The 17,028-nt window shown below is 47.1% G+C and carries 1 protein-coding gene; it reads left to right on the top strand.

Annotation, left to right across the window (positions count from 1 at the left end):
- Positions 1 to 186: 186 nt before the first annotated feature.
- On the top strand, positions 187 to 16,965 hold the full coding sequence (locus Q0668_RS00535) for a Calx-beta domain-containing protein (protein WP_298858857.1): 16,779 nt from the start codon (positions 187 to 189) through the stop codon (positions 16,963 to 16,965).
- The last annotated feature ends 63 nt before the right edge of the window (positions 16,966 to 17,028 follow it).

Here is a 17,028-nt window from a genome sequence, read left to right as displayed (position 1 = left end):
ATGGCGCAAATTACGTGCCAAAGCGAGGGAAGTCATCTGGGAAATGCGGGTTTAAAAAGGTTTAGTTCTGCATTTGTAATATTTTGTAAAAAATCCGATAATATCTTCGGCCAATCTGAAGTTTCTAGAATCACAATCTTTAGATTCGCGTACCAATTTTTTGCTAGAGAGACTGAAACCATGATAATGGGCCGTCTACCCTTCATGTCGTCATTTCGCCAACCTATTTCTCTTTTAAGCTGTTTGCGCAGAGGTCAGAGAAAACGCCAAAACCGACAGAAGTTTCGAAGTTTTGCGTGCTCTTATACCACAGCCGAACAACTGGAAGATCGGACGCTATTAGCCGGTGCTTCATTAGTGAATATCGAACCGAATATCGATATTTCGCTGGTCGATGGGGAGGAATATAACGAAGCCCCCACAGAGCTCACCTTCAAATTCACACCAGGTCAAGAGATCGATCCAGCAACACTCGGCGGAATTCAAATCGTCCGCAGTGGTGAGAATGGAATGATTGATGACATCAATGATCCACTCTATGACGATATCGTCATCCAACCAGGTTACATTGGCATCGGAGATAATCCCAACGAAGTCATTCTTCGCTTCGCAGAATCTTTGCCCGATGATACGTATCAAATTACCATCTACGGAGTTCCCGTTGCTCCTGACCCTCTCCTTCCCGGCATCCCCGACGCAGGCATCCCTGCTCTACTCAACTTGGATGGTGAAGCATTCCAGGATTTGAATGAAGATGGAGATGGAGCTAACCAGACAATCAACTTCGAACTGGACCTCGGCGCCAAAGTTGTAGCGGTTGTTCCTCAACCAATTTTGCGAGACCAGATTCTGACCGTAGACGATGTTTTAAATCTGCAGGACGGTGATACATTTACCATCACTGTTGGTGGAGCTTCTTCAACATTTGAAATGGACCTGGATGGTGTTGGTTTAAACGATCCCACGAATATTCAGGTGATATACACTGCCGGTGATTCTGCCTCCGATATTGCCACTACAATCGAAACAGCATTCAATAGTTCAATTCTGAATACCGATGGTTATGCTACGATTTCACCAATCGGTGCAGATCTAAGCATTCAAGGGAATTCATTCACTCCTGCGATCTCGTTTTCACTGGTTGATCCAGCCAATCCTGCCTTTATACAAACTGAAGGGGGGCTATCTGCCAAAAATGACCAGATCCTGATTTATTTCAACAATGATGACCTGAATCCCGATCTGGCCAATGATTCAAGATTTTATCAGGTCATTGATACTTCAGGAACACCCATAGACACCGCGAATTATACTGCGACTTATGATGCATTATCGGATGTCACTGTTTTAGAATTTGCAACTGCTCTTACTGCGGGAGAACGATACCGACTCCGTGTCGGGGTCTCAAATACACCTGATGAAATTACAGAAGAAACCTACACTACATTTGTCACTGACAGTGAAACGATCTCGATTCTCGCAGGCAATGGTGGAACAACTACTCCTACAGATGGGATGTCAATTACGGATCTGGATCTGAACGATCCATCCAGCCTCGTTGTCGATGGTGCCGGAAATTACTACTTCGTCCATAACGACGGAGGCACTATCCGCATTCTCCGTGTAGATCACGCGACAAACAATATTTCCATCATCGCAGGAAATGGCTCAACTGTCGTTGGAGATGGTTCGGCAACAGACCCTGTCGATCATATTGACACACTGGCAAGCAGTCTTGCACTTTCAGGCCCCAGAGACCTAGCACTCGACGTGGATGGCAATCTCTATCTGACCGATGGTGCGTTCGTTTTAAAAATTGATGCCGTCTCTCAACTTGTCACCGTGATTGCCGGTGGTGGATCAGATACCCTACCCGAATTGGGAGACGTACCAACAGACCTGATGTTGGACACGCCTGACCAATTGACCGTTGACAGTGAGGGGAATATTTATTTCCATGACTCCGGTGCTGGCCTGCTTATTTTGATCGATCAAGCTTCTGGTTTGATCGGTGGTGCTGCAGACATAGCCCCACTTGGTATTACAGATTTAGAGGTAGACTCCGTAGACAACCTATTCATCGTCACACCAGGTATATTCTTAACTCCGTTTTATGCTGGTATCTATTTTATCGATACACAAACGGGCTCGACTACTCCAGTACCCATAGCCGGTGGAGGAGTTACTACAGATCCCACAACGGGTACTTTCACAACTGGTGACCTTGACCTCTCAAACGTCACAGATATTGCCTTTGATGCCGATGGTTTTCTGTACTATACAGACTCGAACGGGTTTGTTGTCAAATTTGATCCAACTGCTATTCCCGCTGAGCGATTTGTTGAAGTCATAGCCGGTGATGGAGGAGTAGGGGCCATCTCAGACGGCGATCCAGCTATCACCGCTGATTTAAATTCTCCCACCAGCCTGGCCATCGGAACGGGGAATACTCCTTATTTCTTTGACAATGGTCACGATCTGTTGCTGCGTGTTGAGAACCTGCCTGATCAAAACTCCTCATTTAACACAGCAACCGATCTGACAGATATTGCCCATCAATGGAATGCTGGCACAGAAGAATTCGTCATCACTTCAGAAATCCAACCACAGGGAATCGGATTACCACCACTGGCTGGTGGATCAGATGAGCCCGGTCACCGACATTTACCATTGGGCCTTGATTTTCATGTTGGAAGTAATGGTACCAACCCTGTCGTCGCAGGATCGATTACTGTCGCTTACTACAACTTCCGCGACGACTACGGCAACGACGTCCAGGGAAACCCCCTGAATAATGCGATCACAGAAGAGCAAAAACAACGTGCCCGAGAAGTTTTCGAAATCTATGCCTATTATTTAGGAATTGAATTCATAGAATCAGCAAATCAGGGACTCACAATTGTTACCGGAGACTTGCGTGCCAGTAAAGCAGACATTCCCGTTGGCCCCGGTGGTGTGCTTGGTCTGGCTCCTGTAGGTTCACTAACTGGCACTATCGTTATGGATGCCACTGATTATACCGACCCTGTGGATGATGTCTTCGGGGGGGACTGGATGAATACAGCCTTTCATGAAATTGGACATACACTGGGACTGCAGCACGCTTATGACATCCCTGCTATTATGGGGAATGATCTGCCCCAGGCTTCTGGACAGACGGTATTCCCCGGTGACTATGATCTGATTCACTTTGAAAGACTATATCGCAAAGATGCTAACGATATTGACCTCTATGAATTTCAACTCGATGAATCAGGGACATTTCGAGCGGAAGTCTTCGCTGAGCGTCTGCAAAATGTCAGTCTGCTCAATAGCGCACTCACATTATATGATGAAAATCACAACGTCATTGCCCGCAATGATGATTACTTCAGCAATGACTCATTCCTGGAACTATCATTGGCAGCTGGAACCTATTTCGTCGGCATTACCAGCACAGGAAACACCAATTATAATCCCGAAATTGAAAACTCCGGCGACAACGGTACCACCGATGGTCAATACGAACTACGTCTGAATTTCGCCCCCGATCCTGTCGATGATGATTTAGATCCTGCCAATATTGAAGTTCTGCTCGATGAAACGGGAACACCCTTCGATGGCGACTCGGATGGCACCCCCGGCGGTGCCTATGATTTCTGGTTTGTTGCCAGCGATGCAACAAATACAATCTATGTTGATAAAACTGCTCCAGAAGCAGGTGCTAATGGTAGTTTGACCAATGCTTATCCAACGATCGTACAAGCAATAGACAATGTTGGTGCCAATGATGTCATTCGCATTCTGGGGAACGGCGGAATAGACGGCGATCTGCGAACCACAGATGACAATGATAATTACTCGATTGGCTTTAATGACAACTTCAACCCTCTTGAAGATGGCGAATCGATAGTAGTTCCCCAGGGAGTCACTGTTGTAATCGATCAGGGTGCCGTGATCAAACTACAGAATACGGTTATTGATGTCGGAAGTTCGTCAGTTCTAGAAGACCGCAGCCAGGCAGCGTTACAAATTTTAGGTACTCCCGATGCCCAGGTAGTTCTGACGGCATATGGAAATGACGCGGTAGGTGGTGACGATGATGGACCTTCCGATGGTGCTAATCCAGGAGACTGGGGGGGCATTATCTTCCGCGCTGACTCAGATTATGAAGAAGACTCTAGATTTCTAAATCACATCGCAAATGCCGATATTAGCTATGGGGGTGGACAGGTCTTTGTTGAAGGAGTTTTACAATCGATTGCCCCGATTCATATCTACGAAGCACGACCGACATTAGCTTACAACAGCATTACCTTTAGTTCTAATTCCGCCATTTCAGCTGACCCGAACAGTTTCAACGAATCGATCGTTGACTTAGCTGGAAATTATAATCATGACCAGACGCTCCAGCGTCTCGGCCCCGACATCTACGGAAATACGATCGTCAATAACTCCATCAATGGGCTGTTCGTCCGCGCTGAAACTTTGTTTGGTCAGGAAATTGACTCGGTTAGTGTAACGGCACGCTTTGATGATACAGATATCGTACACGTCATTACCGAGAATCTCTTTATCGATGCTGGTACTGGTGGCCCCATAGATATGGGATCAGGACTGGAAGCGCGCTACAGTGGCAGCGTACGCTTCGATCCAGGAATGATCGTCAAACTGGGTGGGGCTCGGATTCAGACCGGCCGCGGCAATGCAGGTATCATTGCAGAAGGTACTGAGGAACTTCCGATCATCTTTACTTCGATCTTTGATGATCGCTACGGAGCAGGAGGAAGCTTCGACACAACGAACAACAATAGTGAAGGTGCCAATGAAAGACTAGCCATCGCAGGTGACTGGGGCGGGTTCATTTTAAACCAGACTTCCCATGGGTCGATAGACCACGCCATCATCGCTTATGCAGGCGGTGTTGTTCCCATAGAAGGACTTTCAGATTCATTCAACACCATCGAAGTACATCAGGCAGATTTGCGTGTTGCTAATACACTGTTTGAAGACAATGCGGCAGGAAGATCATCGACTGATCGAAACAGCCTTGGTCAAAATGAAGCAACCACCATTTTTGTGCGTGGTGCACAACCCATCATTGTCAATAACCGTTTTGAGAACAACGGTGGCAGTGTTGTCGACATCAATGCCAATTCACTCAAATCTGACATCCTTGAAGACTATGGTCGCTCAACCGGCGTCAATGATGCCTTTGACTGGCTGGCTGGTAACGCCGGTCCACTCGTTCGACTGAATCGCTTTGAAGATAATGGCACGAATGGCATGGTCGTTCGTGGAGAAGATCTGACAGTCGAATCTGTCTGGGATGACATTGACATCGATCATGTTGTCTATGATACGATCACTGTTGACAATTTCCATACCTATGGCGGTTTGCGATTACAGAGTTCCACGGACGCCAGTCTGGTTGTGAAATTTGGCACTGATGCCGGATTTACTGCCACAGGACACGGAGCGAATATCAACGATCGCATCGGCGGTATCGTTCAGATTCTCGGTACTCCACTCAACCCGGTAGTTTTAACATCAATTCTGGATGATACTATTGGTTCAGGAGTCGACCTTGATGGTTTCAATGTCACAGAAACAGTCAGCGGTCAAACCGCAGCTCCAAGTGCTCGCGACTGGACCGGCTTACAATTCCTCGAATTCAGCCATGACCGAAATGTTGCTATCATCAACGAAAGTGAACTGGCAGTACTAGATGCAACTGGTGATATCAATGGCATTATTCGCAAATCGCAATTCCTAGGCGATTTAGCGCCCGATGAAAAAAGTGGCGACGAAAATCGGCGTCTGGGTTTTGAAGTGCATGGTTCCATTGCCAATAACAATTCGGGTGACGCCGATATCTACAGTTTCAATGCTGAGGCAGGCACCGATATCTGGATCGACATCGACCGCACAGGTCTCGACCTCGATACCGTCATCGAATTACTAGACCCGCTTGGACGTGTCTTAGCCATTGCCAATAATAACACTGATGCCACCAATCCAGGCGAATCTGCGTTTGCGACTACCCCCGCAGGACTGATCGATAACCCCAATTTCGGCGGAGACTTCTACTCTAGCAATCCCAACGATGCCGGCATGCGATTAAAACTACCCGGACTAGATGGAATTCTGACGACTTACTTCGTGCGTGTCCGCAGTAATTCTAGTGATCTGTCAAACGTGACTGGCGGTCAATCCAGTGGTGAATATCAACTTCAGATTCGCCTGAGACAAGTGGATGAGGAGCCTGGTTCCACTGTTCGACATGCTGATATTCGCTATGCAACTGATGCCATATATCTTGCGGGCCTCCCGGCCCATTCACCGCTCATCAATGAAACTGTGGAAAGCAATGATGCCAGTCCCGCACGCGTTACAGGACAGAATCTGGGAAATCTGCTGGCCAGCGACCGAAATACGATCGGCGTCAGCGGAGAATTAACATCCGCCAATGATATTGATTTCTACCAGTTTGAGCTCACACTGGAAGACCTCCAGGGGGCCGCAGGTGTGAATGCTGGTGGCAAAACGTGGGCAACAATCTTCGACATAGACTATGCGGACGGACTGGGCCACGCTGATACAACACTTTCCGTTTTCGACTCTACAGGACGACTTATTTTTGTCAGCCGTGAGTCCAATGTAGATGATGACCAACCCGGCGCGGGGCAAGGCGCCGACGCCGATGACATCACCCGAGGTTCTTTCGGCACTCTGGACCCTTACATCGGCAGCGTCCACCTTCCGGAAGCAGCAGGCACGTATTATGTAGCCGTCTCATCCAATAGACAACTTGCCAATGCGTTACAGGCAACCTATGACGGGTCAAACCCGAATGCTCTGGTCCGACTCGAGCCCATCAACTCGCTGCAACGAGTCGTCGAAGACCATATTGGTTCTCAAGGCTATTCATCCAACGGTGTAGACATTGAACCGGATGATGCTTTGTTTGACATCACAGACATGAATATCGACACACACGTTACCGGTTTCGATTTGTCAGATGTTGTACTCTTCACGACAAACGGCCACAACCTTGCCACCGTTGATCCCCAACAGGGTGTCTATGAAACCAATATTGGAGATATCGCCGGTATCAGTACTACCAGTGCAGCCAACCAGATCACCGATCTTGTAATGCGATCTGATGGTATCCTTTTTGGAATCCAGAACAACCAGTTCATCCGCATTGATACTGCTGGAAGTTACAACACTTCGAACAATCCCGTTACGTCGCGAACTTCACTTGGAACAACAAATATCCCCGCGATTTCAGGGAGTGAAGTTCTTCCCGCCGGTTTCTCTCAAACGACAACAAATCTAAGCAGGCAATTAAGTCTGTTTAATAATCGGGGAACAGGGGCTAATGATGTCAGTATCGATGCAATGACATTTGCTCGTGTCGGTACTCAAAGTGGCGTGCCTGTTTATGAGCTATACTATACCGTCACCGAAAGTGGTTTAGATGCCTTTGGTGTAACCCGGACTTTCCAGAAGCTGTATCAGGCTAACCCCAATACCGGGGCAGTTATAGCAGATTTTGAAGTGTCCAATAATTTGAGGAATGGTTTCCGTGGCTATCTTCTGGATGATAATGTTACTGTTGCCAGCGTGTCTGATTCCGGAAGCGACGCTGATAACAATTCTGGTAGGCTTTATATTCAATCTGTGGTACCGGGTTCTGCCGGAAATGGTATTTCAGTTAACATCGTAGGACATGATGATGCAGATAGTATTTCTGTCGCTGGTCAGACAATCACAATCCGTCTTGACCAACGGAACAGTGGATCGGCTTCATGGAGTTTAGCAGAAATAGCGTCAGCCATTAACAACCATGATCGAGCCAAACTTCTGGTCAAAGCGGGAGTGACTGGCACTTCCACGACAAATGCCTACGAGTCAATAGGCACCGGCGCCCGGATAACTTCAGGCGGAAATGGTTCTCCCGACTTCAGTAATCTGCCAAGAATTCAAGGAATGGCCTTTAACAGCTACCATGTAAATACAAATGGCGGGACGCCATTATTTGGAGTCACAAATGATGGCAAAGTCCTTGACATTTCTCTTGAAAATGTCACCTCACTTGGACAAGGTTTGATTACAAGTGAGCTGGCAGATCATGGAGCCTTGAATTTCACCGGTGCTGCCCTGGGCCCTCAGAACCTGTATGATAGAGCCTACAGTGATTATGTTTTTGCGACTACTGATGATGGAACTTTAGTCGCCCTCGATAGCGCAGGCGCGCTGATGGATGTATTTGGTGCTAATGTTACAACAGCAAACTCGGGTAGCGCGACAGCCAATCTCGATACCGCAGCATCTCCAGGCAACTTCGAAAGTTCGGACAGACCAGGCGATGTCCTAGGCAACATTCAAGGCCTGGCCTTCTCTCCTCTGGACTTCAACCTGTGGCATACAACACGGACCCAGGGAACGGTCGACGGCCATGGAATCAACGCTGCCCCCGATAATAGCCGCGTCCCTTCAGAAATTGATTTACAGCTGGCTAAGTTAGCGGATGATCAACACAGTTTCAATCAAAGTGATGGGGCACTCAGCTTCTACTTTGGACTGGAGCAATTTACAACAGCCGATAACACCTATCTATCCTATGAGGCTGCTAGTGCTCAACTGGGAATATGGGATGCTGAGTTTCTGAGAGACCTGACCAGCAATTCAACTACGAACATCGGGAATAATGTTAATCTGCCCGGTGGTGCACTGGGAAGCTTAGAGACAAATTCTTTCAGTCTGGCTGGCTACGCGCAAAAAGATGCCCCCACGCTGTATTTCAGTTATTTTCTGGATACGGAGGAAACTGATTCTGCAGTCAATGTAGAAATGCGGGATAGTGCGCGTGCCTTCATATCGATCGATAATGGAGCAACCTGGATTCTGGTGGCAACAAATAACTCCACCAAGTCGACATCCGCGAACGACTGGGAATTGCCAACCTACATTACGCATACAGCGTCTGAAAACACGAACTCAGCTGACTTTGGACGCGACTTCGTGCAGGAGTTATTTGACAGTACAGATGTCTGGCGGCAGGCTCGAATTGATCTGTCAAACTTCGCCGGCGAACCTGATATCAAGCTCCGGTTTGACTACAGCACAGCGGGGACACTTGGTACTCTGAATGGATTTGAATCTGACATCAGAGGTGGAGTTACAGATGCCTTTAACAGTAGCCGCAGAGGTCAAAATAATACCGGAGAAGGATTCTACATTGATGACATCATTGTTGGTTTTGCTGAACGTGGTGAAATGGTCACGAACGCCAACGTCGGTGTGGATACATTCTTTGATGTATATGGAACCGGTAATCCGGAATCAGAAGACGCTGCGGAAGAAATTCTGACAGGTAGTTACAACTTGGAAATCCGGCGTGCTTCTGAGTACGCTCTCCTGACTTCCGAAACAGACCCCTTTATCGCCATCACTCAACGGTTTGATACAAACACTCGACTGGTCGAAGAAGATGGATTGCTGGGAGATGATAACTTCCGTCGCGAACAGGGTATGATCCTGATTGAAGGAAATCAGATTCTGGAATCTGACTATGGCATCAAAGTCGAAACTGTTCGTGGCGATGTCTTGGAAGGCTGGTTCCCTCATCAAGGTGGAACAAGGGTCCTTCCTGTTCTTAATACAGAACAATTGGCACCGGGAGCTGTTCTTGAGAATAACCTGATCGTCAATTCCACTTTCTCGGGAATTGATATTACAGGCGATATTCTCTCGCCTGAAAGCGTGATCCCGGTTGTAAAGGTGGTTAACAACACAATCCATGGAGGATTGCAAGGAATCAACGTCTTTAGCCGAGTCAGTCCGACCATAGTCAATAATATCGTCTCTAATACGGTTAGTGGAATCACCGTTGATACTGTATTTGCCAGTGCAGTGATCGATGCTAACATATTTCAGAGTAACCTAGTAAACGGTAATGTTGGATCTCACGCAATTGATCTAGGGGATACGGAAGCTCTGTTCGTAGATGCTGCGTCTGGGAACTTCTACCTCGCAGATAATTCTAAAGCCATCGACAGTTCACTAAATCGACTCGCAGATCGCGCCCTATTCAAAGCCATCAAAGATCCATTAGGTATACCGGCTTCAGATATTTTTGCTCCTGGGTATGATGCTTTTGGGCAGTTGCGGGTTGATGATCCTACTCAGTCTCCGCCTCCTGGTTTGGGGTCTAATATCTTTAAAGATCGTGGGGCCATTGAACGGGCTGACTTTGTGGGGCCGACCGCTGGTATTACTTTACCTCCCGATAATGAGATGGGCGTTGATCTCAACTCTAATCTTAACGAAGTATATATTGAGAGCCCTGAGTTGTTCACAACGATGATCGTGGAACTGCGCGACACTGGAATTGGCATTGATGATGCCGTCATTAATAGTTCGCAATTCACGCTGACAGCCGAAACCAGTAGCTCACTCAGTACTCTAGTAGAAGGCGTTGATTATTTCTTCAGCTATAACTCCAACACGAATGAAGCCATCTTTACTTCCATCGCCGGCGTGTTCAGCTTGGACACGCTCTACACGGTGACTGTCCAAAACGAAGATCTACCGGACATCGGTGCCGGCGTCCGTGTCGGCGTCAAAGACCTGGCTGGCAACTTGCTGCAACCCAACCAGGCTGACGGAAGCACTTTGTTTATCATGGTTGTGACCGATGGCGAGAATAATCCGCCGGTGAATCAGATTTCTGTTACTCAGACAGATCCTATGACTCAGACAGATGTCGAAACGACCTACACCGATTTCGATTTAGACCCACCTTTAGTTCCACTTCCGACCACCGACCCGGGATTCGCCTTTGAATTCTCGGATGCCAGTGGATACGTACTGAGTGTGACTGACCCCGACGCATTCCTGAGTAACCGGATGATTCCAACTACGAATCCTGCACTAAATGGTGAGATCACGGTTACGCTATCAACACTAGATAGCCAAGGCACATTAGCACAAGGGCCTAACACTGATGGCATCACGTTCGGCATGTATAGTAGTGCGGGTCGTAATGGAATTATAATGACCGGGCAGATTGACGATATCAACCTGGCTCTGAAGGGGGTTACATGGACCCCTGATGTCGGCTTCTACAATAACACTGCTGAAATTTTGATGGAAACCGATGATAATGGAAATTTCTTTACTAACTTTGGAGACCCAACTGGCACAGATTCGGATACGATCGAAATTGAAGTTACGGATTTGGCAAAAGTTGACTTCGAATCAGGTTCTTACACCATCGATGAAGATGGTTCGTCCACAATGGTTGTGAAACTAACGCGAGACAAAATCGGCCTGGCTTCTACTGTTGACTTCTCTTTGACACACGGCACAACAGAGAATGACGATTTCAATACTACGCCCCCTATGACAGCGAGTTTTGGAGCTTTAGAATTCTCAACTTTTGTTATCATAGACGTCAAACAAGATCAGCTTGTTGAAGCAGATGAAACCTTCACGCTTTCCATGACTGGATTTAGTAACGCCCAGATTGGAACCACTCAAACGACAACAACAGTCACGATTCGCGATGACGACCAGGCTGTGATCTCAATCATGGATAGCTCTGCCGATGAAGATGCGGGGACGATGACATTTACAGTCGGGCTGACGAACGAGGTAGATATCAACGTCGAGGTCGGATATAGCATAACCGACGTAACAACATCTGGTAACGAGGACTATACTTCAGCAACATCTACTGTAACATTTGGTCCTAACTCGACCACGGCAATGATTACGGTGACTATTGTTGACGATACTGCTACTCCGATTGTGGAACTTGATGAAGAGTTTCTCGTAACCCTTCTCTCGATCTCGACGGCTGATCCACGTGACGTCGTGTTTGGACCGACTCTTGCAGACAGGCAAGCTACAGGAACCATTTTGGACGATGACTCATCCACACTGAGTATCGCAGATGTCTCAATTGTCGAAGGTACTGCACCGACTGATATGAACATGCTTGTGTTCGATTTAACCTTAACGAATGCCGTTGATACCGCGATCAGCGTCGATGCTTCTACAGGTCCTGCAGATCCTTTGAGTGCCATCGCTGGCACCGATTATTTATCAAAAACCGACGAGCTAAGAACATTTGCTGCAAACACAAAAACCCAGACATTCAGCGTCATGATCAATCCCGACAATGTCGTTGAACTTAACGAAACATTAAAGGCGATTCTAAATAATCTACAGGCAAATGGACGCGATGTGGAATTCGCGAGTGGAACCATGATGGAAGAAGCCATTGGTACCATCGAGAACGATGATTCGGCTACCTTCACCATCAGAAATGTCAGTCAGTTTGAAGCGAACGAAATATTCACTTTCGACGTCAGTTTGACTAACCCGGTAGATACGGCAGTGTCAATTAACGTCGCTTCCTTTATCGATACTGCTACATCAACTACAGGTGGCTTGGTATCAGCTCACGATTTCGATGCCTTCACGGGACAAATGCTTAATTTTGCCGCATTGGAGACTGAAACAAGCTTTACTGTCATGGTTCATGATGATGATGTCGTGGAACTTAACGAATCCTTTACCGTTGAACTTAACAGGACTTCTATAGTGGCCGGTCTCCGCAATGTAATTCCTGACGATGGGGCAGGCGCTAATATCACGGCAACCGGTACGATCATAAATGACGACAGCGCAACATTGAACATCACTAGTGTTTCAGATAATGAAGATATAGCTGGTGGCGAATTTGAGTTCATGGCAATTCTCTCCCAGCCTGTCGACACCGCGGTCAACTTCACAGTGTCAACGATAGGAGGCACGGCCTTCTCTGGTATTGATTTCACTGCCCTTACCGATCTAGGCCTGACATTTGGTGCCGAAATAACGTCCATCCCATTTGATGTTGTTATCACTGATGACGATCTCGTCGAACTGCCCGAGCAGTTCAGCGTGGAACTCGGGGACACAATAACATTCGGTCCCCTTCCTCCCGGTACCGCCGATCTCGCCCGCAATGTTTCCAATGGCACAAATGGTGTTGGAACCATCAACAATGATGATGCTGCGTTAATTACTATCACGCCAAGTGATCTAAAAATTGTCGAAGGTAGTACTAACGGTGACTTTACGGAGTTCGCTTTTGATGTAAACATGGACCTTGCCGTTGACACAGATATCAGTTTCAACTTATCGACACAAGATGGATCGGCAACGGCTGCGGACGGTGATTACATTCCTGTGATTGACCAGCTCTTTACCTTCACAGGCACTCCGAACTCCGATACTGATCCTGCCTCACAGCAATTTATCGTCCAAGTCCCACACGATAGCAAAGTGGAAATGGATGAGATCTTTAATATCATCCGGTCAAACTTCGATGATGCGGGACGTGAAGTTTCTTTTGGCCCGATACCGCAATTGGATCCGGTTGCCCAAGGTACAATCGAAAATGATGATTCGGCAACCATCTCGATCAATAATGTTTCTCAACGGGAATCTGATGGCCAATTTGTCTTTACCGCAACACTCTCCCAGCCTGTAGACACGAGTGTTTCAGTCGAAGTTTATACAGACGCTGTTTCGCTTCTATTAGACGATGATGGCTTAGGCGATAATGATGACTACGTTGCCATCGCGCCTGGCATGCCGCTTGTATTAACATTTGACCCCACAGGTCCATTGACCCAGCAATTCACTGTTACTGTCAACGACGATAATATCGTTGAGGATGATGAGATCTTCAACGTGATTCTGGATAACCTTATGAGTGACACTCCTGGTGTGTCTTTAGTGAACGATGCGAGTAATCCTGCTGAAGGTGTCATTATCAATGACGATTCTGCGACGTTTACTATTACGCCGGTGATTGACACCGAAGATAACGGCCCGTTCCAATTCCTGGTTGAACTTTCTAATCCGGTTGATGTTCCCATTACAGTTGAAGCTTCAACAATTGATGGCACTGCTACTTCTTCGGATGACTTCTTGCTTAACAACCTTTTTGACCCATCACCACTGACATTGACGTTTGATCCCGGCGTCACTCAGCAAACTGTTTTTGTTTCGGTATTCGAAGATGGTATTACAGAAGGCCCTGAAACTTTTGAAGTCATTCTGGAAACCCTCGATCCCAATGGACGAGATGTCTTCCTCACCAGTATTGCATCTCGTAGTAGCTCTGCTTCTTCAGACGCGGCTCTTGCCGTTGATGTTGTCGGAGATTTTGCTTATGTCGCAGATCGCGATGGTGGATTGCAAGTCTTTAATGTTGCTGACCCATCAAACCCGTTTAATGTGGGATCATACGACTTTAATAACGAGGGGATCGCTCAGGGTATTGATGTTGTAGGAACCCTGGCTTATCTGGCCGTTGGTGAAGCGGGTCTGCAGATTCTGGATGTGTCAGATCCATCCAATCCAACCTTTGTTGGTAGTATTTCAACTCCGGCCCGGGCACGTGGAATACAAGTACTTGGCACTCTGGCTTATGTTGCCGACGACAGCGGTAACGGCGGTGGACTCCAAATTTTTGATGTAACAGATCCTGAGAACCCTTTTACGCGTGGAAGCTTTGGCGTAGATACTCCAGGTGGATTTGCCGGTGGTGTGCGAGTGGTCGAAAAAAATGGTGTCACGATTGCTTATCTCACGGATGGAAATAATGGTCTGCAAATTATCAATGTCAGCGATCCAGATCTTCCCGATGGAAACATGACACAACACGCTACGGTTAACCTCCCTACTTCTGGAGCTGCCATTGGCTTGGATGTGGTCGGCGACTTCGCTTATGTCGTCAATCGGGAAGGTGGTTTCCATATTATTGACATCAGCGATCCATTCGCAACTTCATCACCAGGTTCCATCAAAGGAACATTGCCCACCCCCGGTATCGCCACTGGTGTCCGCGTTGTAGGTAATTTTGCTTACGTCGCAGATTCTGCTGCGGGTCTACAGGTGATCGATATCACGAATCCCAATCTGCCAATATTAGCTGATACGTTTGACACGCCAGGAAGTGCCCGCAGTTTGCATGTCATCTTACCGCAGTCAGGCACACTGGCAGGCACACTGGCATTTGTAGCTGACACCTTTAATGGCTTGCAGATCCTGGAATTCTTCCCCTCGACTGTCGCCACTGGAACAATCCTTGATCCTGGCGGCGCACCGCTGACGGGTACAGCCTCTGCAAAAACAATCATTAGTACTTCACTTGTTTCAACCCCTACATCAACGGACGCCAACGGTGAAACTGGTTCTGTTCCTCAAAGTGAACAGTGGATTGATGAATGGGATAGTTTCTGGATTGAAGTCTGGGGAACAACAACTGATGGATCAGGGATCAGTGGTGGAACGTTTGACCTGACTTACAACACTGACTTCTTTACTGCCACTGCTGTAGAGTTTGGTTCGGCCTTTGGAAATTCTAACTCCTCTTCGATTAACGATCTGAATGGAACCGTTTCAGGCATTAGTGGCCAAAACAATCAAGGCATACTGGGATCCGGAAATCAGGTTCTTCTCGGACGTGTGAAGTTTGAATCATTAAGTGATGATGGCGTCTCTATTGATAAAACATCAGGTTTCTTAGGCCCACATAACCTGGAAATTCAAGTCGTCAATGCTCAACTTGATATTTCCGACTTTGGGGACGTCACTGCTTCGGTAGCTCAATCACCGACTACAGAATTATGGGCGGTTCCTTTCGATCTGGACGACAATGGAGTTATTAACTTCAGGGATTTGATAACTTTTGCATCCTATTATGGAACGTCTGTCATCGATTCTACATCTGGAATTGCCTGGTCTCTGGACTTTGACAAGAGTGGGGAAATCAACTTTAGAGATCTGACTTACTTTGCAGCAAACTACGATAATAATAGAGCAAGCGGTCAGAATGTGGCCTTCCCTCCTAACTTCCCGAAAGAATGGTATGGTTCTTCAATTACAACAGAAGGCGACAACTCCTTAAATGAACTGATTGACTCGGCTGTTGACGAATGGAAAACAGCGACTGGCAACGAAGATCTGGCGGTTCAGGTTGTAGTGACAGATCTCGGTGGTCAACAGCTTGGTGAAGGACAAATTCTGGAACTCGATGAAAACGGTGTTCCGGTTAAAGGTCGCGTCTATATTGATGACGATGCAGCGGGCCTTGGTTGGTACTCTTCCATCGAAGGGCTTTCCTTTGACAGTAATGGTCAAGCCATCGCGGGTTCTGCCGCAGAAGGACACTACGACCTCTACACCGTGCTCTTACATGAAATCGGCCATGCTGCCGGATTTAACACGGGCTACTCTGCCTTCTCTGATCATGTGGAAACCAATAACTCCGGTCAGGTACAGTTTGTCAGTTGGGACTTTATGGCTCCATTGACAAATGATGGTCTACACATTGATGAGAATTTCTATCCCAATGATCTCATGGGGCATGAACTTGATCCGTCCACACGGAAAATGATCTCGACATTAGATGTTCAAATTCTGCAAGCCGCCTATGCCAATGCTGCCGGAGCGGCCATTGTTCCCATCGGTGCTCCACTAATGGCTGCTGCTGTGATCCCTGTCAGTAAAACGACAGAGACAACTCGATCCGCTAAAAAATCATATAGTACAACTGCGATTTCATCGCAGGCAGCTCAACCTCTGCAAACAGTCGTTCCATCTGTAACTCAGGAACCAACTGTCGTATCTGAACAACAGTCAGAATGGAATTTAGCTCCTTCATTCCAGTTCCGTAACTCGGTCATAAGCACCAAAGCACCAACTGATCTGGATCAACTGGTTGGATCCTTGCTTGATAATTCTTATGAAACTGAACAAATTCCGTTTGATGAGTTCGGAAAAATCAGGATTGATGAAACATCATCTCGATTTGACTTTGCCCATGATTTCGAACTGGAAGAAGCCGTCGATCGTGAAATGATTGACGAAGAATTTGACAACCAGTTTGCCGATTGGTCTGGACCGCTGATTTAATCAATCTGAGTTAGTTTAAATCAATCTGTGATTCAAAGAGGTGAGAACCAGTTTCTCACCTCT

This window comes from uncultured Gimesia sp., assembly GCF_937910335.1.
Classification (GTDB): domain Bacteria; phylum Planctomycetota; class Planctomycetia; order Planctomycetales; family Planctomycetaceae; genus Gimesia.
Note: the sequence above shows the minus strand (reverse complement) of the source record. Positions and strands in the feature narration are given on the sequence as shown.